Below are 20,137 nucleotides of genomic sequence, written 5' to 3'. Positions count from 1 at the left end.
CCTCTCGCCGAACAGCGCCCGCACCTACAGTGCAAACCTGTACTCCTGCCTCCTCGGTGCAGGCCGGGCGCAGCCCCGCGTTCCGTCAGGCCGCGCCTCCTCCGGAACCCCATGAGGTGCCTCCTGACGCTCCGAGCGCCCTGCCCGAAGCCGTCTCGGTACCAAGGCTTCCCTGCCGCAACAGGACCGGCGGTGATCGTTCCGGCGACGGCTGCCCCGAGCGGACCCGGCGCTCCAGCGCCGCGTCCGAGCGCAGCGGTGAATGCAGCAGGAAGCCCCTTCCCGACAAGCGGCAACGGCGTCCACGCCGCGGCAGGTCGTCGGGCGCCTGCCCGGGAAGGCCGGGGCTGCGGTTCCGAACGACTGCGGCACGCCGACGCACCAGGGAGCGCAGGAGCTCCGCCGCTCCGCGGCTCGCGCATACCGTCCAACCCCAAGAAGAACGATCCTGATGAATCTCCGCCTCAAGCTGCCACTGGCCTTCCTCGCAGCACTGCTTCTCGTCGTCGGCGCAGCCCTCTTCGGCCTCCACCGGCTCAACCAGGTGCTCGACACCTACTCCGGCGAGGTGCGGAGCACGCACGAGAACGTGCGTGCCGTCCAGGACATCTCGATTGCGTTCAAGCTGCAGGTGCAGGAGTGGAAGAACACGCTGCTGCGCGGCAAGGATCCCCAGCAGCTCGACAAGCACTGGAGCGCCTTCGGCAAGCTGGAGCGCGAGACGGCGGAGGGGACCCGGCGGCTGCTCGCATCCCTGCCGGAGGGCGAAAGCAAGGCCCTGGTGGAACGGTTCTCGCAGGCGCATCTCAAGATGGGCGAGGGCTACCGCCGCGCCTTCGAGGCGTTCAAGTCCTCCGGCTTCGACGCCAGCGTCGGGGACGCCGCGGTGAAGGGCATGGACCGCGAGCCCGCCAGGCTGCTCGAGGAAGCCAGCGAAGGGATCGCCGCCACCGGCGCGGCCACCGCTGCGGAGGCGGACGCGGACGGCCGGCGCGCCACGCTCGGCAGCCTCGCGCTCATGCTGGCCGTGTCCGCGGCGGCCGGGGTCGGCGCCTTCCTGTTCAGCCGCTCGATCACCCGCTCCCTCGCCCAGGCAATGGACGTCGCCCGTGCGGTCGCCGACGGCGAACTGTCGGTGAGGGTCGATGCCCGGGGTCGGGACGAGATCGCGCAGTTGCTGCAGGCCTTGTCCCTCATGAGGGACCGGCTCGCCCGCATCGTGGGCGACGTGAGGCAGAACGCCGAAGGCGTGGCGGCCGCCAGCACGCAGATCGCGCAGGGCAACCTGGACCTCAGCCAGCGCACCGAGGCGCAGGCCTCGGCGCTGGAGGAGACCTCGGCCTCGATGAAGGAGTTCAATGCCACCGTCCGGCAGAACGCGGACCATGCGCGCCAGGCGAGCGAGCTGGCACAGGCCGCCACCTCCATCGCGCTGCGCGGTGGCGAAGTGGTCGGGCAGGTCGTGGAGACGATGCGGGGCATCGACGACAGCTCCCGCAAGATTGCCGAGATCATCGGCTTGATCGATGCGATCGCGTTCCAGACCAACATCCTCGCGCTCAACGCCGCGGTCGAGGCCGCGCGCGCCGGGGAGCAGGGCCGCGGGTTTGCCGTGGTGGCGGGCGAGGTCCGCGGCCTCGCCCAGCGCAGCGCCACGGCAGCCAAGGAAATCAAGGACCTGATCACCGGCAGCGTCGAGACGGTGCAGCAAGGCACGGTGCTCGCCGACCGGGCGGGCGCGACGATGGATGAGATCGTGGCCTCGATCGAGCGGGTCACGCAGATCATGGGTGGAATCAGCAACGCCAGCGGCGAGCAGAGCAATACCGTCGCCCAGGTCGGCGAGGCCGTCGCGCAGATGGACCGGTCCACGCAGCAGAACGCCGCGCTCGTCGAGCAGAGCGCCGCGGCAGCGCAGAGCCTGAAGGCGCAGGCGGACCGCCTCGTGGAGGCGGTCTCGGTGTTCCGGCTCGGCAAGACCGGACCCGCCGCCTCATGAGCGGCCGGGGGCCCTGTCCTCCGCGTCCGCCAGCGCCCGGCGCAACGCCTGCTCCAGCGTCTGCGCCTCCAGCGGCTTGGGCAGCACCTCGAAGCCCTGCTCGACGGCGCGGTCGAGCTCCTTCGTGTAGCCCGTCATCAGCAGGATCGGCAGCCCCGGGCACAGTTCCCGCACCCGGCCCGCGAGCCCGATCCCGCTGAGCCCGCCCGGCATCAGGATGTCGCTGAGCAGCAGGTCGAAGCGGCGCGCCGGCTCGCCGAGCCGCTGCTGCGCGGCGGTGGCGTCGCCGGCATGCTCGACCTCGCAGCCGAAGGAGCGCAGCAGCGCCTGCGTCGCCTCCGCCAGGTCCGGGTTGTCCTCGACGAGCAGCACGCGGGCGCGCAGCGGCGCGGCGGGAGGCGCCGCCACGGTCTCCGCCGCCCGGCACGCGAGCGGCGCGGGGCTGGCCGGCAGGCGCAGCCGCACCGTGGTGCCCTGCCCCGGTTCCGACTCGATGCGCACCGAGCCGCCGGCCTGCGTGCAGAAGCCGTACACCTGGCTCAGCCCGAGGCCGGTGCCCCGCCCCGGCTCCTTGGTGGTGAAGAAGGGCTCGAACACCCGCTCGCGCAGCTCGTCCGGGATGCCCTCGCCGGTGTCCGTCACCGCGATCTCGACGCCGGGCTCGGCCTCCCGACCCGCCGCCTCCCCGGCGGCCGCCGGTGCGTTGCGCACCTCGATCGTCAGCCGCCCGCCGCCGGGCATCGCGTCGCGCGCGTTGATCGCCAGGTTCAGCAGCGCCACCTCCAGCTCGGCCGGGTCCACGGTGACGGGACGGGTGGCGGGATCCAGCCGCAGCTCCAGCTTCACGCCGCTGCCGACCGAGGTCCGCAGCAGCTCGGCCAGGCTCGGCAGCAGCTCCGGCAGGCGCAGCGTCTCGGGCCGCAGCGCCTGCCGCCTCGAGAAGGCGAGCAGCTGCCGGGTGAGCCGCGCCCCCGAGGAGACCGCGCGCTGGATCGCCCCGAGCTGCTTGCTCTGCTGCAGCTGCGGATGCTGGCGTCCCAGCAGGTGGACATTGGTGTTGACCACCATCAGCAGGTTGTTGAAGTCGTGCGCGACGCCGCCGGTGAGCTGGCCCAGCGCCTCGAGCTTCTGCGCCTGCCGCAGCGCCTGCTCGGCGCGCATGCGCTGCTCGGATTCGGCGCGCAGCCGCCGCAGCGCCTCGGTCTCGCGCCGGGCGCGCCGCAGCGCCAGCGAGGTCAGGTAGGCGAGCGCCAGGCTCGCCGGGAAGGTCACGGCCGCCAGCACCGCGAGCTGGGTCTGCCAGGCCGCGAGCGCGCTCGAGCGCTCCATCGCGGTGGCGATGTAGAGCGGGTAGTGCTCGAGCCGGTGCAGCAGCACCGAGCGACGCACCCCGTCCACCGTGGACTTGCCCTCGAAGCGCCCCTGGGCCACGCCCTGGCGCATCAGCGCCAGCGTCTGGCTGTGCGGCGCGAGGCGGCTGTCCTCGCGCCCGGGCGCCGGATGGCGCGCGAGGATCGTGCCGTCCTCGCGCAGCAGCGTCACCGCCAGGCCCGGCTCGGCCGACGCGAGGCCGGCGTAGAAGTCGGCGAAGTACTCCGGCCGCAGCGACACCGAGATCACGCCGGCGAAGCTGCCGTCCGCGGCCTGCCGGCAGTGGCTCAGGTTGAAGAAGGGCTCGCCGGTCGAGCGGCTGAGTGCAGGTCTCGACACGTACCAGCCGTCGAGCTTCGTGAGGCACTGGAGAAAGTAGTCGCGATCGGAGACGTCCAGCGCCGCCGGCACCTCCTCGAACAGGCTCGAGACCAGCGGCCGGCCGTACCGGTCCCAGACCCAGACCGACTGGACCTGGCGCAGCGGCCCCGCCACCTCGGCGAGCATGCGGTGGAGTTCACGTCGCCGTGCGCGGATCGCGTCGTCGCCGTCGTGGCCGAGCTGCTGCAGCAGCTGCCGCGCGATCACGCCGTTGGTCTCGATCACGCGCGCCGCGTGCTCCTCCGCGACCCGCGCCGTCCGGGCGAGCCGCTCCTGCGCCTGCTCCTGCGCCTGCCCGTGCCCGAACCACGCGATGCTGAGGAAGAAGGCGCCGGGCAGGATCAGCGACAGCGCGATCGACGCGCGCAGCCAGCGCAGCGGGTCGTGCGCCTCGCCCTCCTCCAGGTTCACGGCATCGCTGCCGCTGCGCAGCACATGCTCCAGCAGCAGCACGGTGGCGCCGGCGGCCAGCAGGAAGATCAGCCGATGCACCCACGACGCTGCGGGCGCCGCGCCGGGCAGCAGGGTCCAGGCGATGCAGCCGAGCACCGTCGCGAGGGCGGCGTTGCGCCCCGCCCGGATCTGCACCATGAGCACGGCCAGCGTGGCCAGCAGGAAGGGGATCGCCTCCCCCAGCCAGGGATCGAGCAGCGCGCGCAGTCCCATGCCGCCCGCCACGCCGGCGGCGACCGCCAGGGCGGCCCGGCCCGGGCGGGGGGACGCAAGGGATGGGATCCGGATCGCTGGGAGGAACGGCACGCGAGACGGCCGGGGCCGCGCAGTTTCTGCAAGGAACCGCATCATAGATGCCGTCGCCGGGATGGGGCCCGCGCCCGGCTCGCGCACCGGGGGCGGGCCGGTGCAAAGCCGCACCGCGCGCCGCGTACCGCGGCCCTTCGATAATGCGCCGAGGCCCCGCCGGCGTCCCGTGCGACGCGGCACCGCCGCCGCACCGATGCGCACGCTGCTCGAACCCCGCCTGATGGACCCGTCGTCGAACGAGCCGGGCCTGGTCGTCGACGTGCGCGACGAGCGGCGCGCGCTGCTGTTCGACCTCGGCGAGCTCGGCATGCTGCCGCCGCGCGTGCTGCTGCGCGTCTCGCACGCCTTCGTCACGCACACCCACATGGACCACTTCGCCGGCTTCGACCACCTGCTCGCGGTCGGGCTCGGGCGCATGCCGCGGCTGGTGCTATGGGGTGGGCCGGACTTCGTCGCGCAGGTCGAGCACAAGCTGCGCGCCTACACCTGGAACGTGGTGCACCGCTACGAGACGCCGCTGGCGATCGAGGCCTGCGAGATCCGGCCCGACGGCCGCCGGCGCCGGGCGCGCTTCGACAGCGCGAGCGCCTTCGCGCGCACCGAGCTGCCGCCCGCGGACATGGCGGACGGGGACGTGCTGCACGAGGAGACCACCTTCCGCGTGCGCGCCCGCTTCGTCGACCACGAGATGCCGGTGCTCGCCTACGCGATCGAGGAGAAGGCCCGCGTGCGCGTCGCGCCCGAGCGGCTCGCGGCGATGGGCGTGACCACCGGCGCCTGGCTGCGCGAGCTCAAGCACGCGGTGCTCGCCGGCGCGCCGGACGAGACGCCGATCGAGCTGCGCTGGCGCGACCGCGACGGCGAGCATGCGACGGTGCGCAGCGTCGCCGAGCTGCGCCCGCTGGTGCTCGACGTGGTGCCGGGACGCCGCATCGGCTACGTCACCGACCTGCGCGGCAGCGAGGACAACGTCGAGCAGCTGTCGCGGCTGCTCGACGGAGTCGACCTGCTCTACATCGAGAGCGTCTTCCTCGACAAGGACCGCGCGCACGCGCTGCGCAAGAACCACCTGACGGCACGCCAGGCCGGCGAGATCGCGCGCCGGCTGCGCGCGCGGGCGCTGGTGCCCTTCCACTTCTCGCCGCGCTACCAGGGCCGCACCGGGGAGCTCGTCGCCGAGGCGCGCGCCGCGTGGGGCGGCGCGGCGCAGGCAGGAGAGGCCGAAGCGCCCGCCAGCCCCGCCTGAGGCTCAGCCGCCCTCGCCCGGCAACGTGCCCTCTCCCTCGGGAGCGAAGGCCAACTCCTCGGCCTCGCCCGGCACCTGGGAGAAGCGCCAGCTGCCGGCGCGGATCTCGGCGTGCGTGATGCGCTCGACGCCGACCATCGCACTGCCCTTCTGCAGCAGCCCGAGCTTGCGGGCCGCGACGTAGCTCAGGTCGATGATGCGGTCGCGCACGAAGGGGCCGCGGTCGTTGATGCGCACGATGACGGTCTTGCCCGAGCCGAGGTGGCGCACGCGCGCGTAGCTCGGGATCGGCAGCGTCGGGTGCGCCGCCGTCATCGCGTACATGTCGTAGACCTCGCCGCTGCTCGTCTTGCGGCCGTGGAACTTGCCGCCGTACCAGGACGCCATGCCCTGCTGCGGGTAGCTCCGGTCGGCGAGTTGCGGCACGTAGGTGCGCCCGAGCACCGCATAGGGCCGGTTCGGGCCGTCGGCGAACGGCTCGATGCGCGGCACCGCGTCCGGGGCCCCGTCGAGGTCGCGCGCGCCGCCCGGGGGAGCCGGGCGCGAGGCCCCCGAAGGGGCCGGGGGCGAGGTGGAACAGCCTGCCAGCGCGAGCAGCAGCGCCGCGGCGGCGAGCGAGGCGCCGGCGCGGCGGCCGGCGAGGAGGCGATGGAAGGTTTGAAGAGGCACCATGGAGCGCGTGGAACGTCGGGACGGAACGCGCCGATGCTATCCGCAGCGGCCGTGCCACCCCCGCCGCTCAGCGCCCCAGCGCCTTCAGCCGCCCCGGCTCGACGATCTCGATCCAGTAGCCGTCGGGGTCCTTGATGAAGGCCACGTCGCGCATCTTTCCCTGCTCCGGGCGCTTCACGCAAGGCACCTGGTGCTCATCGAACCAGGCCATCGCGGCGTCGAGGTCGGGCACCGAGATGCAGATGTGGCCGAAGCCCTGCGGCTGCGCGTTGCCGTCGTGGTACCTGAACTCGGGGTCCGACTCGGTGCCCCAGTTGTGCGTGAGTTCGAGCACGCCGCGCTGCGCGAAGGTCCATGCGGTGCGCTCGCCCTCGTCCTCGGGCACCGCCTCGCCCTCGGGCAGGTGGGCCAGGAAATAGAGCGAGAACTTCATCTCGGGGAAGTCGAGCTTGCGCAGCACGCGCATGCCCAGCACGCCGCTGTAGAAGGCCAGCGACACCGCCGGGTCCTTCACGCGCAGCATCGAGTGGTTGAGGGTGAAGCCGCGCGTGGCGGCGGGCGCCTCGGCGGCGACGCCGGGGTGCTGTTCGGAGTCGAAGCTCATGGGATGCGTCCTCTGGTGGGGAGGAAGGAAAGGATTGATGGGGGCCGGATTCTGTCCGGCCGCGGCGATGGCTGCCGGAGCCGGGTTCTTCAGAACTCCAGGCAGATCTTGCCGAAGTGCGCGCCCGACTCCTGGTGGCGGAAGGCCGCGGCGATGTCGTCGAGCGCGAAGGCGCGGTCGATCACCGGCCGCAGCGCGGTCGCCTCGATCGCGCGCACGAAGTCGGCCTGCTCGCGCCGGCTGCCGACGATCAAGCCCTGCAGCCGTGCCTGCCGCGCCATCAGCGCCGCGGTCGGCACCGGGCCCGCGGCGCCGGTCAGCACGCCGATCAGCGAGATGTGCCCGCCGACGCGCACCGCCGCGATCGACTGCGGCAGCGTCGCCGGCCCGCCGACCTCGACGACGTGGTCGACGCCGCGCCCGCCGGTCCATTCGCGCGCGAGCACGCCCCAGTCGGCCTGCTCGCGGTAGTTGATGGTGTGGTCGGCGCCAAGCGAACGCGCGCGCTCGAGCTTCTCGCCGGACGAGGAGGTGACGATGACGGTGGCGCCCATCGCCTTGGCGAGCTGCAGCGCGAAGATCGACACGCCGCCGGTGCCGAGCACGAGCACGCTGTCGCCCGCCTTCAGGGCGCCGTCGACGACCAGCGCGCGCCAGGCGGTGAGGCCGGCGGTGGTGAGCGTGGCCGCCTCGGCGGGGCTGAAGCCCGCCGGCGCGCGCGTGAACCAGTCCGCGGGCCGCACCACCGCCTCGCGCGCGTAGCCGTCCACGCCGTCGCCCGGCACCGTCGAGAAGTCGCCCACGGTGGGCGGGCCGTCCTGCCAGGTCGGGAAGAAGCAGGACACCACCACCTCGCCGACGCCGAACTCCGTGACGCCCTCGCCCACCGCCTCGACCACGCCCGCGCCGTCGGACATCGGGATGCGGCCGTCGGCGGCCGGCATGCGGCCGCTGACGACGGCGTAGTCGTGGAAGTTCAGCGAGCTGGCGTGCAGCCGCACGCGGATCTCGCCCGGCCCGGGCGCGCCCGGGTCCGGCAGCTCCACCCGCTCCAGCCGGTCCAGCCCGCCGGGGGCGCGCAGGGAAATACCTTTCATGAATGTCTCTCCAGGTTCGGTTTGCGATGCGGGCCCGGGGCCGGCCGCAGGCCGCGCGCCTCGAGCCGCGAGAACCAGCGCCAGCCGCACCCCGCGGCGGCGCCGACATAGGCCAGACCGCCCGGCACCCACATCAGCAGCCCGGCGAGCTGCTGGTCGGCGAGGTCGGGCGCGTCGAGGTAGAACGGCGCGCGCGCGAAGCTCAGCAGCGCGCCGAGCATGCCGGTGTGCATCAGCGTGAACAGCAGCGCGAACAGCGCCTGCGCCTGCCGCCGCGCCGGCGCGCGCAGCACCGACCACCAGAAGAGCCACGCGGTGAACAGGAAGCAGGCGTGCTCGGCCAGGTGCCACCACGGACCGGTGACCGCGAGGTCGTAGACCGCCGGCGCATGCCAGGCCCAGACCGCCGCGCCGTGCAGCACCGCGCAGGCCATCGGGCTGCGCGCCGGCCGCAGCGCCGCCTTCCACAGCGGGTCGGCGCGCGCCCCGAGCAGCGCGCGCCACTGCGGCAGCGGCCGCGCAATCACCCACAGCGGCGCGATCACGACCATCAGCAGCATGTGCTGGGCCATGTGCAGCGCCGCGCCCGGCGCGAGCCCGAGCGCCGGCGCGCCGTCGTCGAAGGGCCCGAACAGCGCCAGCGCCGACAGCCCCGCCGCGGCGTGCAGCGCGAGCCGCTCGCCGCGACGCGGCGGCACGCGCCGCGCGCCGAATCCCCAGCCGGCCCAGGCGAGCGCGAGCAGCAGCGCGTTCAGCAGCGTCGGCGCCTCCGGCAGGTGGCCGTCGAGCGCGAGGCCGTGCGCCTGCGCTGCGCCGGGCAGCAGCGCCGCCGCCAGCGCCGGCACGGGGAGACGGCGCGTCAGAGGCATGGCGGCAGGATCAGCAGCGGCCAGCCGACGAAGGCGGTCGACGCGGCCGAGATCAGGTAGAGCGCGGCCGAGGTGCGGGCGATGAAGAGCTCGCGGCGCGGGCCGCCGGCGAGCGGGCCACGCGCCGCCTTCCAGCACAGCCAGGCCGCGAGCCCCAGCGCCAGCGCCACGCCGGCGCTCAGCGCCGCCAGCAGCAGGTTGACCGGCGTGCGCGCGCCGAGCGCCGGGTCCGGCTCGAGCAGCACGCAGCCGACCGTGACGCCGCCGTAGACTACGACGAACCAGACGCTCCACACCAGCAGGCCGAGCACCAGGTGCGCCGGGTGCGAGGGGACGGGCACGCGCCTCATCGCAGGCTCCCGAAGCTCGCGGGGAACAGGATCAGCGAGGCGTAGCCGATCCAGAAGGTCGCGAGGTTGAAGTGCCACAGCGGCGCGAGCACCGGCAGCTCGTAGGGCGTGGCCGGGCTGACGTAGCCGATGCGCGCGCGCCAGGCCTGCAGCGCGGTGGCGACGGTGGCGAGCAAGCCGTGGAAGGCGAGGAAGCCGAGCATCACCGCGAGCACCGCGTCGTGCGCGTTCCGGCGCGGCGCGAGCGGCGGCTCGATCAGCAGCCACAGCAGCAGCGCGAGCTGCGCGAGGCCGAGCAGCGCGATGCCGCCCAGCTGCAGCGCGAGGCCGCGCCCGTCGCCGCGGCGCAGCCGCCGCAGCACCCGGCCGAACCACAGCGCCGCCGCCGTCAGCAGCGCGCCGTCGAGCGCGAGCAGCGTGCCGTCGAGCGGGCTGCGCTGCGGCGGATTCCAGCCGGGCCCCACCGTCCACAGGTAGAACCAACCGAACACCAGCGACAGGTAGAGCGAGGCGTCGGCCAGCAGCGTGCCGCCCATGCCCCAGCGGCCGGGGCTGTCGAAGGTGCGCGAGTGCAGCGGCGGCTCGCCCGGCGAGGTCTCGCCCTGCGGCACCGCGAGCGGGTGCGCGCCGTTGACCCAGCTCCAGTGCAGCGTGAAGGCGAAGGCCAGCAGCGCGCCGGCCAGCGCCACCCAGTAGAACTTCGCGAGCAGCGAGACGAACATCACCGCCAGCGACAGCGCCACCCACAGCGGCAGCCAGGAGTTGCCGGGCAGGTGGATCACCTCGCGCGGCTCGCCGCTGACGGCGTCGGTGCCCATCGTCTCGCGCCGCCCGTGCGCGACCGAGGGCAGGCCGTGCTCGCCGGCGCGGATGCCGTGCAGCAACCGCGGCTCGTCCCACAGCGGGTTGCGGCTGCTCACGCGCGGCAGGCTCGCGAAGTTGTAGGACGGCGGCGGCAGCGGCATCGCCCACTCCAGCCCGTCGGACTCCCAGGGATTGGGCGGCGCCTTCGGGCCGCGGCGGAAGTGCAGCCAGACGTCGAGGATCACCATGGCGAAGCCTGCCGCCGAGATGAAGCCGCCGATCGACGACAGCAGGTTCGGCAGGTGCCAGCCGAGGCCGGGGTCGTAGGTGTAGACGCGCCGCGGCATGCCGAGCAGCCCGGTCCAGTGCATCACGAGGAAGGTCAGGTGAAAGCCCGCGAAGCTCAGCCAGAAGCCCCAGCGGCCGAGCCGCTCGGACGGCATGCGGCCCGAGAAGTGCGGCAGCCAGTAGTACAGCCCCGCGATCAGCGGGAACACCATGCCGCCGATCAGCACGTAGTGCAGGTGCGCGACGACGAAGTGCGTGTCGTGCACCTGCCAGTCGAAGGGCACCAGCGCGAGCATCACGCCGGTCAGTCCGCCCAGCACGAAGGTGACGACGAAGCCGAACAGCCACAGCATCGGCAGCGAGAAGCGCGGCCGCCCGGTCCACAGCGTCGCGATCCAGATGAAGAACTGCACCGCGGTCGGGATCGCCACCGCCATGCTCGCCGCCGAGAAGAAGGCGAGCGAGAGGTGCGGGATGCCGGTGGCGAACATGTGGTGCACCCACAGCCCGAAGCTGATGAAGCCGGTGGCCACCGCCGCCAGCACCACCCAGCGGTAGCCGAGGATGGGCCGGCGCGCGAACACCGGCAGCACCGTCGAGACGATGCCGGCCGCGGGCAGGAAGATGATGTAGACCTCCGGGTGGCCGAAGAGCCAGAACAGGTGCTGCCACAGGATCGGGTCGCCGCCGCGCGCCGTGTCGAAGAAGGCGAAGCCGGCGGCGCGCTCGAGCTCGAGCAGGATCGAGCCGAGGATCAGCGGCGGGAAGCCGATCACGATCATCAGCGCCGTCACGAGCATGTACCAGGCGAACAGCGGCATCTGGTGCAGCGCCATGCCGGCGGCGCGCGTGCGCAGGATCGACACGACGAGCTCGACGCCGGCGGCCACCGCCGAGATCTCGACGAAGGTGATGCCCAGCAGCCAGAAGTCGTTGTTGCGCCCCGGCGTGTACTCGCTCGACAGCGGCGGGTACATGAACCAGCCCGACGAGGGCGCGATGCCGAGGAACAGGCTCGACAGCAGGATCAGCCCGCCGAACAGGTAGCACCAGTAGCCGAGCGCCGACAGCCGCGGGAACACCAGGTCGCGCGCGCCGATCATCTTCGGGATCAGGTAGACCGCCAGGCCCTCCAGGATCGGCACCGCGAACAGGAACATCATCACGGTGCCGTGCATCGTGAAGGCCTGGTTGTAGGCCTCGGCGTCCATGAAGTCGTGCAGGGGCATCGCGAGCTGCGAGCGCATCAGCATCGCGAGAAGGCCGCCGACGAGGAAGAAGCCGACGCCGGTGACGATGAATCGCCGGCCGATCGTGGTGTGGTTGACGATCGTCAGCGCACGCCAGCCGCGCGGGTTGCCCCACACGCGCTCGAACTGCTCGTGCAGCCGCTCGGCCTCGGGGGCGCCGCGCGGTGCCCCGGCGTCGAGCCGGTCGGCGGGGACTGCGGGGACTGCAGATTCGGCGTGCCGGAGCGCGCCGGCCGGGTGCGGCGGCGTGCTCATTGCCGAACCTCCGTCGCCGTCTCGGCAGGAACTGCCGCCTGACGCGGCGGCCTGCCCGCTGCGGCGGCTTCGGCGAGGCGGCGCTCGAAGACCTCGGCCGGGTGCACCCGCACCGCCAGCACCATGTGCGCGTGGTCGCGGCCGCAGAACTCGGCGCACTGCCCGCCCATCTCGCCCGGCGCCTCGGCAAGCAGCCGCACGACGTGCGTGCGCCCCGGCACCGCGTCGATCTTGCCGTGCAGCCGCGGCACCCAGAAGGAATGGATGACGTCCTCGCTGCGCACCTGCACGTCGGCGGGCCGGCCCGCCGGCAGGTGCAGCTCGTCGAACAGCACCTCGCCCGTCTCCGGGTAGCGCACCTCCCACTGCCACTGCCGCGCGGTCACGACGATGCGCAGCGGCTCGGGCGCGCCCGCGGCCAGCGGCTGCGGCAGCAGCCGGTTCCCGATAGGTATGCCGAATGCCAAGATGACCGCGACGCTGATGCCCGGCAGCAGCAGGCCGCCCGCGACGACGAAGCGTCGCCCGGCGCGGCGCGCCTCCTCCTCGGACCAGTCGCGCGCTCGCCGGCGCTGGGCGTGCAGCCACAGCGCGACGACGCCGATCGAGATCGCGGTGAAGGCGGCGAACATGCCCCACCACAGCCACGAGATCGCGCGTGCGGCCGGGCCGGCCGGGTGCAGCGTCGACTGCACGCCCTCGCAGCCCCCGAGCAGCGGCGCCGAAGCCGCGACGAGTCCCGCCACCAGGAGATGCCGATGAGCCAGAGCCCGACCGAACGCGAAGCCGAGATGAGCAAGGCGGTGCCCGAGCCGATCCACAGCCGCGCCGCGATCCGTGGCCACCCGCTGCACCCGATGCTGATCCACCTGCCGCTGGCCGCGCTGCTGGGCCTGGTGGCGACCGATCTGGCATGGTGGTGGACCCGCGACCCGTTCTGGGCGCGCGCCGGGCTGTGGCTGGCGGGCGTGGGCGCGCTCGGCGGCTGGGGCGCGAGCCTGTTCGGCCTCTACGACCTGGTGATGGTGAGGAACATCCGCCGCCTCGTGACCGGCTGGAGCCACTCGATCATCGCGGTGATGATGCTGTCGCTCGGGTCGCTGAACTGGGTGCTGCGCCTGCACGACGCGCAGGCCGGCATCCTGCCGTGGGGCCTCTACCTGTCGCTGCTGGTCGCGGCGCTGGTCAGCGTGGCCAGCTACCTCGGCGGGCGCCTGGTCTACGAGCACGCGATCGGCGTCCATGTCGGCGCGCCGAGCGGCCAGGAGGACGCCGCCCCTCATGCCGGCTTGTCGAGCACGAGGTAGAGCACCCCCGAGATCAGCAGCGCCGTGGTCACGCCGATCATGACGCAGCGGCCGCCGAGCGGCATCGCCGGGTCGTGCTCGGCCTGCAGGATGAGCGCGCCGCACCACACGTGCAGCAGCACCATGCCGGCCACCAGCGTGAGCTTGAGGATCAGCCACAGGCCGAGCGCGCCTTCGACGAGGAAGAGCGCGGTGCCCGAGGCGATCGTCAGCAGCGCCAGCGGCGTCGCCACCAGCGTGAACACGTCGCGGATCAGCGAGCCGCCGAAGGGCTGCGCCATCGCGTGATCGCCGCGGCCGGTCTGGGCTGCGACCAGCGCCGGCAGGTAGATGAGGCTGGCGCTCCAGCTCACCAGCGCGATGATGTGGACGACTTTCAGCCAGGGCATGGTTTCCTCCGGGGCGGGTCGGCACGACCGCCGCAGGAAACCGACGGACGCCTGCCCGGTGCAGGCAAGTTCGATACCCGCGGGGGCCATCGCCACCCACCCCCTTCATGCGCCCCGGTCGCGGCGTCGCTGCCGGGTTGGCCGCGCGGGATAGCGAGGTGCAGACCGGGCCGGGCCGCGTCGGCGACGCGCTCCGGGCATGGCGCCTGCCCCACAGAGCCACCTGCGCCCGGCCGGCGCCGGGTCCGCAGCGGACCGCGGCAGGCCTGCCGCTAAGCTGCCACGATGAGACGCACCGAGATTCCGCACCGTATCGAGCCGGTGGCGCCCGCGCCGCAACAGGCGCCACGGCAGGCGGCGCCGCAGCCGGCGCACACGCCGCTCGACGCGCTCGACCGCGCCGGGAGTCCCCCCGCCGACGCGCAGCCCCCCAACGGCCGGCGCCGCTTCCTGACGCTGCGCATGCTGCTGCCCTTCATGCGCCCCTACCGCGGCGTGCTGCTGCTCGCGGCGCTGTTCCTGATGCTCGCGGCGGCGGCGACGCTCGCCTTCCCCGTGGCGATGGGCATGCTGATCGACCGCGGGCTGATCGCGAGCGACCCCGGCGCGCGGGTGATGGCGATGCGCGACCACTTCCTCGCGCTGTTCGGCGTCGGCGTCGCGCTCGGCGTGTTCACCGCGGCGCGCTTCTACGTCGTCACCTGGCTCGGCGAGCGCATCACCGCCGACATCCGCGAGGCCGTCTACCGCCACGTGCTGCAGCAGAGCCCCGAGTTCTTCGAGACCGCCAAGACCGGCGAGGTGCTGTCGCGGCTGACCACCGACACGACGGTGGTGCAGACGGTGGTCACGTCGAGCTTCTCGCTCGGGCTGCGCAACCTCGTGACCGGCATCGGCGCGCTCGGCATGCTGGTGTGGACCAACCCGACCGTGATGCCGCAGGTGCTCGGCATCGTGGTGCTGATCGTGCTGCCCTCGGCAATCTACGGCCGGCGCGTGCAGCGGCTGTCGCGCGAGGCGCAGGATCGCGTCGCCGACTCGAGCGCGATCGCCGCCGAGATCCTCGCCGCGGTGCCGGTGGTGCAGAGCCACGTGCAGGAGGAGCGCGAGACGCGGCGCTTCGCCGAGGCGACCGAGGTCGCCTTCCGCACCGCGGTGAAGCGCACGCGCGCGAGGTCGCTGCTGGTCGCCTTCATCATCACCGCCACTTTCGCCGCGATGCTCTGGGGCCTCTACCAGGGCACGCAGGCGGTGGTCGCGGGCCGCATCAGCGCGGGCCACCTCGGGCAGACCGTGGTCTACGTGATCATCCTGGTCGGCGCGGTGGCGGTGCTGTCCGAGGTCTACGGCGAGCTGCTGCGCGCCGCAGGCGCCACCGAGCGGCTGATGGAGCTGCTCGCGCTGCGCAGCAAGCTCGAGCCGCCGGCCGAGCCGCGGCCGCTGCCGCCGGCGCGCGGCGGCTCCTCGCTGGTGCTGCACGACGTGTGCTTCCACTACCCCTCGCGGCCCGAGCACCGCGCGCTGTCGCACTTCACGCTCGAGGTGCAACCGGGCGAGACGGTGGCGCTGGTCGGCCCGAGCGGCGCCGGCAAGAGCACCGTCTTCCAGCTGCTGCTGCGCTTCTACGACCCGCAGTCCGGCCGCGTCGAGATCGACGGCGTGCCGGTGGCGCAGGCCGACCCGAAGCAACTGCGCCGGCGCATCGGCATCGTGCCGCAGGAGAGCACGATCTTCGCCGCCGACGTGATGGAGAACATCCGCTACGGCCGCCCCGAGGCGAGCGACGAGGAGGTGGTCGCCGCGGCGCGCGCCGCCTTCGCGCACGACTTCATCGAGCGCATGCCCGAGGGCTACCGCACCTTCCTCGGCGAGCGCGGCGTGCGGCTGTCGGGCGGGCAGCGCCAGCGCATCGCGATCGCGCGCGCGATGCTGGAGGACCCGCCGCTGCTGCTGCTGGATGAAGCCACCAGCGCACTCGACACCGAGAGCGAGCGCATGGTGCAGGCGGCGCTGGAGGCGGCGATGCGGCACCGCACCACGCTGATCATCGCGCACCGGCTGTCCACCGTGCAGCGCGCCGGGCGCATCGTCGTGCTCGACCACGGCCGCATCGCCGAGAGCGGCACGCACGCCGAGCTGGTCGCGCGCGGCGGCCTCTACGCGCGGCTGGCCGAGATGCAGTTCGGGCTGGAGCCGCCGGACGAGGACGGCTGAAGCCGCCCGGCCCCGGCGCCCGCGCCGGCCTCGCGGGGCCGCAGCGCCTCAGCGCGTCGCGGTGCCCGCCTTCCAAGCCTGCACGGCCTTCAGCGTGCTCGTGACATGGCCCTCGGGGCTCATGCTGTCGTGGACGTGAAGCACGCGGCCCTGCGGGCTGATCACGTAGGAGATGCGGTCGGCCATGCCGGGCACGATGCGCAGCGCGGCGTCGTAGGCCTTCATGACCTTCGCGCCGTGGTCGGCCGCCACCGCGAACTTGCTGCGGCAGGCCTCCACCGAGAACTTCCGGAGCGTGTCGATCGGGTCGTTGGACATGCCGATCACGGTCGCCCCGAGCGCCTTGAAGTCCTCGCTCGCGTCGGCGAAGAGCTTGGCCTCGATCGTGCAGCCGCTGGTGAAGGCCTTGGGATAGAAGTAGAGCACCACCGGCCCCTGCTTCAGCGCCTCGGACAGCGTGAAGCGGAACACCTCGCCGCCGACGGCGGCCTCGGCGCTGAAGTCGGGCGCGGCAGCGCCGACCGCGAGCGCGGCACGGGCGGCGCCGGCCGGGCCGAGCGCGGCGGCGGCAAGCGCAAGGGAGGCGGCGAGGGCCTGGCGGCGGGTGGGCATGGCGGCGGTTCCTTTCTCGGAGGCGCCGCGGCTTTCACGCGGCGTGATGCAGGGATTCTGAAGCATCTTCGCGGCACCTGCCGCAGGTTCCACCCGGCCCGTGTCGAATATGCGGCAAGGCCTCCGGAAAAACCGGGGTCAGCCGTTACTTGATTCGATCCGCCCCGGGTTTCTCGAATGCGGGCCGCCCGGGAGCAACTCGGTCCTTACCTGGATCTTCTGCAGCCGAGCCGGCTTCGGCACGTCGATTGCTGTAAACCTGCATCCTCAACAACCGGAGTCCGATACCATGACTTCCCTTCGCAACCTGATCATCGCCGCAGCCACCGTGACCGTTTCGACCTTCTCCTTCGGTCAGTCCTCCACCTCCGATAGCGCCGCCCAGAATGCGCGCGAAGCCGGGGCGGAAGTGCGGCAGGAAACCCGTGAAGCCGGCGCGGAAGTGCGCGAGGAAGCCCGTGAAGCCCGGGATGCGGCCGGCAATGCCGCTAACTCGACGGAGCGTGCCGCGGAGCGCAGCACCGATGCCGCCCGCTCCGACACGTCCACCTCCGCGACGACCACGACCACCACGACGACCGAGGTCGAGAGCGAGCGCAACGCACGCGCTGCACGCGCCGACCGCAACTAAGTTCCCTCCCTCCTCCGACCGCGCCCCGGTAGCGATTCCGCGCCGGGGCGCTTTTTATGCCGAAGCGGAAAACCTCGGCAGGACGCGATTCGGTGCAGGCGATCGCGCCCTCCAGAGCGCCGGGATGGAAAAGACCGCATTACCTCGCCTTCGTAAGAATTCAAATAGAAAACGAGACCCCCTGCTACTTGCGCAACCAGACATTTCATTCTGCTGCTCCGCCAGGAGAAATGCTGCAGCAGAAATCACCTTTCCACCGGGGAGTTTTCCTTCACTCCGCCCGCTCCATCTGAAATGGAAGGCAGCCTGGATAATCCCTGCAGGAATGAGACACATGCTGTTTCTCCTCGCGTGCCGCTTCCTTCCGGCCCATCGAGGGCCACAGGCAGCGGCCTGGCGAATCCCGCACGGCGCATGCCGCAGAGGCGTCCCCCGGACCCGGCGCCTGCACCTCCCGGCACGGCGCGGCCTCTCCGGAACTCGCCCGCAGCTTTCAGGCCCTCTTCCCCGACCGCCCCCGGGACACGGCCGCCGCCGCCTAGAATCGGGCGCTTGTCCGGCCCCGGGTGCTCCCCGGCGCGTCGCGATGCCCCCGGCCTTCCGGAAGGTGCCGCGCCCCCCGCCGGATCCGCGGCCCGCCTCCCGCGGCGGCCGCACCGGACCCACCCTCCCACCGAATGACCGCAGTGACCACCGACCACCATCCCCGCTCGCGCCCGGTGCGCAGCCAGTACGAAGACTTCATGCGCCACGTCGCCGACAACGGCGTGCAGAAGACCGACCGCACCGGGACCGGCACGAAGAGCGTGTTCGGCCACCAGATGCGCTTCGACCTGTCCGAGGGCTTCCCGCTGGTGACGACCAAGAAGGTGCACCTGAAGTCCATCATCCTGGAGCTGCTGTGGTTCCTGCGCGGCGACAGCAATGTGAAGTGGCTGCAGGAGCGCGGCTGCACGATCTGGGACGAATGGGCGCGCGAGGACGGCGAGCTGGGCCCCGTCTACGGCGTGCAGTGGCGCTCGTGGCCGACGCCTGACGGCGGCCAGATCGACCAGATCGCCGAGGCCGTGCGGCTGCTCAGGACGCAGCCCGACTCGCGCCGCATCCTGGTCAGCGCCTGGAACGTCGCCGACCTGCCGAAGATGGCGCTGATGCCCTGCCACGCGCTGTTCCAGTTCTACGTCGCGCCGCCGCAAGCCGAGGGCGAGCGCCCGAAGCTGTCGTGCCAGCTCTACCAGAGGAGCGCCGACATCTTCCTCGGCGTGCCCTTCAACATCGCGAGCTACGCGCTGCTCACGCACATGCTGGCCCAGCAGTGCGACATGGACGTGGGCGACTTCGTCTGGACCGGCGGCGACTGCCACATCTACAGCAACCACGCCGAGCAGGTCGCGACGCAGCTCACCCGCACGCCCTACCCCTACCCGGTGCTGAACATCAGGCGCCGCCCGGACTCGATCTTCGGCTACGAGTACGAGGACTTCGAGGTGCTGGAGTACCAGCACCACCCGGCCATCAAGGCGCCGGTGGCGGTGTAGGTGCGGCGCGCCGCCGCACCGGCCGCGGCCCGTCGCCGCCCGGCCGCGCCATGCTGATGCGGCCGCGCGACATCGGCCTGCTCGTCGCGCTCACGCTGATGTGGGGGGTGAACTGGCCGATGATGAAGTTCTCGCTGCGCGAGCTCACGCCGCTGTACTTCCGCGCCGTCACGATGAGCGGCGGCGCGCTGCTGCTCTACCTCTTCTTCCGCTGGCGCGGCACCGACATGCGGCTGCCGCGCGGCTCGCGCGGCGCGGTGGCGTGGCTGGCGCTGCCCAACATCCTCGGCTGGCACCTGTTCTCGATCCTCGGGCTCGCGCAGCTCGCGTCGGGGCGCGCCGCGATCCTCGGCTTCACGATGCCGGTGTGGACGGTGCTGCTCGCGGTGCTGCTCACCGGCGAGCGGCTCACCGCCCGCGTGCTTCTGTCGGTCGCGGCCGCGCTGGCCGCGGTCGGGCTGCTGTCGGCGCAGGAGCTCGCGCGGCTGGCCGGCAGCCCCGTCGGCGTCGTGCTGATGCAGCTTGCCGCGCTCAGCTGGGCCGCCGGCACGCTGATGATGCGCCGCACGAAGCTCGCAATGCCGACCGAGGCGGTGACGGTGTGGATGATGGCGATGGGCGCGGCCGGCTTCTGGCTCGCCGCGCTCGCGACCGAGCCGCTGCCCGATCCGCGCGCCTTCAGCGGCCCGATGTGGGGCTCGCTCGCCTACGGCGTGCTGCTGAACTACGGCTGGGCGCAGGTGATCTGGTTCGGCATGGCGCGCCGGCTGCCGCCGGCGGCGAGCGCCTTCTCGATCATGGCGGTGCCGCTGGTCGGCACGCTCTCGGCGGCGGGAATCGTCGGCGAGGTGCCGCACGCGCTCGACCATGCCGCCGCCGCCTGCATCACGATCGCGATCGCCAGCGCGCTGCTGCCCGTAAGAAAGAAAGTTCCCTCATGAACCCCGACGCCCCGAACACCTCCCCCGCCGCCCGCCCCGTCGTGGCGCTGATCGCCGCCGTGGCGCGCAACGGCGTGATCGGCCGCGACAACGCGCTGCTGTGGCACCTGCCCGAGGACATGAAGCACTTCCGCCGCGTCACGCTCGGCTGCCCGGTGATCATGGGCCGGCGCACCTGGGACTCGCTGCCCGACGCGTTCCGCCCGCTGCCCAGGCGGCGCAACATCGTCGTCACGCGCAACCCGCAGTGGCAGGCCCCGGGCGCCGAGGCGGCGCACTCGATCGAGGCCGCGCTCGCGCTCGTCGCGCAGGAGCCGCGCGTGTTCGTGATCGGCGGCGCGCAGCTCTACGCCGAGGCGCTGCCGCGCGCCGACGAGCTGGTGCTGACCGAGCTCGACCGCGACTTCGACGGCGACGCCGCCTTCCCCGCGTGGCCGCGCGAGGCATTCGACGAGGTCTCGCGCGAGGTGCGGGAGGCCGAGGCGCCGCACGGCTTCGGCTACGCCTTCGTCACCTACCGGCGCAGGACGGTCCCCGAGGCGCCTTGAGGGGCATGC

General features: G+C 72.8%; 18 protein-coding genes. 8 read left to right on the top strand and 10 right to left on the bottom strand.

Annotation, left to right across the window (positions count from 1 at the left end; translation table 11 throughout):
* Window positions 1-262 precede the first annotated feature (262 nt).
* Complete coding sequence (locus D3A59_RS09545) at window positions 263-1,999, top strand: methyl-accepting chemotaxis protein (protein WP_336470412.1); 1,737 nt, start codon at window positions 263-265, stop codon at window positions 1,997-1,999.
* On the opposite strand, the gene D3A59_RS09540 is transcribed toward D3A59_RS09545, so the two are convergent.
* Window positions 1,994-4,417, bottom strand: a complete 2,424-nt coding sequence (locus D3A59_RS09540; RefSeq protein WP_170162331.1) for an ATP-binding protein — start codon at window positions 4,415-4,417, stop codon at window positions 1,994-1,996. The two genes, D3A59_RS09545 and D3A59_RS09540, sit on opposite strands and share 6 nt — an antisense overlap.
* A gap of 289 nt (window positions 4,418-4,706) precedes the next feature.
* On the opposite strand from D3A59_RS09540, the gene D3A59_RS09535 reads away from it, so the two are divergent.
* Window positions 4,707-5,759, top strand: coding sequence for a ribonuclease Z (locus D3A59_RS09535; RefSeq protein WP_119154684.1), 1,053 nt, complete (start codon window positions 4,707-4,709; stop codon window positions 5,757-5,759).
* 3 nt (window positions 5,760-5,762) lie between these two features.
* On the opposite strand, the gene D3A59_RS09530 is transcribed toward D3A59_RS09535, so the two are convergent.
* The 7 genes from D3A59_RS09530 to D3A59_RS09500 form a co-directional block, all read right to left on the bottom strand.
* A complete protein-coding gene (locus D3A59_RS09530; protein ID WP_119154683.1) occupies window positions 5,763-6,431 on the bottom strand; it encodes a septal ring lytic transglycosylase RlpA family protein in 669 nt (222 codons plus the stop codon).
* Window positions 6,432-6,498: 67 nt separating this feature from the next.
* Window positions 6,499-7,035 carry a lactoylglutathione lyase gene (gene gloA / locus D3A59_RS09525; RefSeq protein WP_119154682.1) on the bottom strand — a complete coding sequence of 179 codons (537 nt, stop codon included), beginning with the start codon at window positions 7,033-7,035 and terminating at the stop codon, window positions 6,499-6,501.
* A gap of 89 nt (window positions 7,036-7,124) precedes the next feature.
* Window positions 7,125-8,132 (bottom strand): zinc-dependent alcohol dehydrogenase family protein, encoded by a 1,008-nt coding sequence (locus D3A59_RS09520; protein ID WP_119154681.1) that lies wholly within the window; start codon window positions 8,130-8,132, stop codon window positions 7,125-7,127.
* Complete coding sequence (locus D3A59_RS09515) at window positions 8,129-9,001, bottom strand: cytochrome c oxidase assembly protein (protein ID WP_119154680.1); 873 nt, start codon at window positions 8,999-9,001, stop codon at window positions 8,129-8,131. Before D3A59_RS09515 ends, D3A59_RS09520 begins: the two co-directional genes overlap by 4 nt.
* Window positions 8,992-9,351 carry a hypothetical protein gene (locus tag D3A59_RS09510; RefSeq protein WP_119154679.1) on the bottom strand — a complete coding sequence of 120 codons (360 nt, stop codon included), beginning with the start codon at window positions 9,349-9,351 and terminating at the stop codon, window positions 8,992-8,994. Before D3A59_RS09510 ends, D3A59_RS09515 begins: the two co-directional genes overlap by 10 nt.
* Entirely contained in the window at window positions 9,348-11,948 is a 2,601-nt protein-coding gene (gene ctaD, locus D3A59_RS09505) for a cytochrome c oxidase subunit I (RefSeq protein WP_119154678.1), read from the bottom strand. The genes D3A59_RS09510 and ctaD overlap by 4 nt, the downstream gene beginning before the upstream one ends.
* Complete coding sequence (locus D3A59_RS09500) at window positions 11,945-12,694, bottom strand: cytochrome c oxidase subunit II (protein ID WP_205665155.1); 750 nt, start codon at window positions 12,692-12,694, stop codon at window positions 11,945-11,947. Before D3A59_RS09500 ends, ctaD begins: the two co-directional genes overlap by 4 nt.
* Window positions 12,695-12,706: 12 nt before the next feature.
* Here D3A59_RS09500 and D3A59_RS09495 point away from each other — a divergent pair, with 12 nt between their 5' ends.
* The gene (locus D3A59_RS09495) at window positions 12,707-13,255 is read left to right on the top strand and encodes a DUF2231 domain-containing protein (RefSeq protein WP_205665154.1); all 549 of its coding nucleotides are present in this window, start codon (window positions 12,707-12,709) and stop codon (window positions 13,253-13,255) included.
* On the opposite strand, the gene D3A59_RS09490 is transcribed toward D3A59_RS09495, so the two are convergent.
* A complete protein-coding gene (locus D3A59_RS09490; protein WP_119154677.1) occupies window positions 13,228-13,644 on the bottom strand; it encodes a CopD family protein in 417 nt (138 codons plus the stop codon). The two genes, D3A59_RS09495 and D3A59_RS09490, sit on opposite strands and share 28 nt — an antisense overlap.
* Before the next feature lie 285 nt (window positions 13,645-13,929).
* On the opposite strand from D3A59_RS09490, the gene D3A59_RS09485 reads away from it, so the two are divergent.
* Entirely contained in the window at window positions 13,930-15,858 is a 1,929-nt protein-coding gene (locus D3A59_RS09485) for an ABC transporter transmembrane domain-containing protein (protein WP_119154676.1), read from the top strand.
* 48 nt (window positions 15,859-15,906) lie between these two features.
* Here the strand turns inward: D3A59_RS09485 and D3A59_RS09480 are convergent, their stop codons facing one another.
* The gene (locus D3A59_RS09480; RefSeq protein WP_119154675.1) at window positions 15,907-16,470 is read right to left on the bottom strand and encodes a peroxiredoxin; all 564 of its coding nucleotides are present in this window, start codon (window positions 16,468-16,470) and stop codon (window positions 15,907-15,909) included.
* A 289-nt stretch (window positions 16,471-16,759) separates the two neighbouring features.
* Here D3A59_RS09480 and D3A59_RS09475 point away from each other — a divergent pair, with 289 nt between their 5' ends.
* The 4 genes from D3A59_RS09475 (at window position 16,760) to D3A59_RS09460 (ending at window position 20,128) form a co-directional block, all read left to right on the top strand.
* A complete protein-coding gene (locus D3A59_RS09475) occupies window positions 16,760-17,101 on the top strand; it encodes a hypothetical protein (RefSeq protein ID WP_119154674.1) in 342 nt (113 codons plus the stop codon).
* 677 nt (window positions 17,102-17,778) lie between these two features.
* The gene (locus D3A59_RS09470; protein ID WP_119154673.1) at window positions 17,779-18,639 is read left to right on the top strand and encodes a thymidylate synthase; all 861 of its coding nucleotides are present in this window, start codon (window positions 17,779-17,781) and stop codon (window positions 18,637-18,639) included.
* A 50-nt stretch (window positions 18,640-18,689) separates the two neighbouring features.
* The gene (locus D3A59_RS09465; protein ID WP_119154672.1) at window positions 18,690-19,580 is read left to right on the top strand and encodes a DMT family transporter; all 891 of its coding nucleotides are present in this window, start codon (window positions 18,690-18,692) and stop codon (window positions 19,578-19,580) included.
* Window positions 19,577-20,128: a dihydrofolate reductase gene (locus tag D3A59_RS09460; RefSeq protein WP_119154671.1), complete on the top strand. Its 552-nt coding sequence runs from the start codon at window positions 19,577-19,579 to the stop codon at window positions 20,126-20,128. Before D3A59_RS09465 ends, D3A59_RS09460 begins: the two co-directional genes overlap by 4 nt.
* Window positions 20,129-20,137 lie beyond the last annotated feature (9 nt).

The sequence above is a fragment of the Caldimonas tepidiphila genome, assembly GCF_003569765.1.
GTDB classification, from domain to species: domain Bacteria; phylum Pseudomonadota; class Gammaproteobacteria; order Burkholderiales; family Burkholderiaceae_C; genus Caldimonas; species Caldimonas tepidiphila.
The sequence above is the reverse complement of the archived record's forward strand: the minus strand, read 5'-3'. Positions and strand labels throughout refer to the sequence as shown.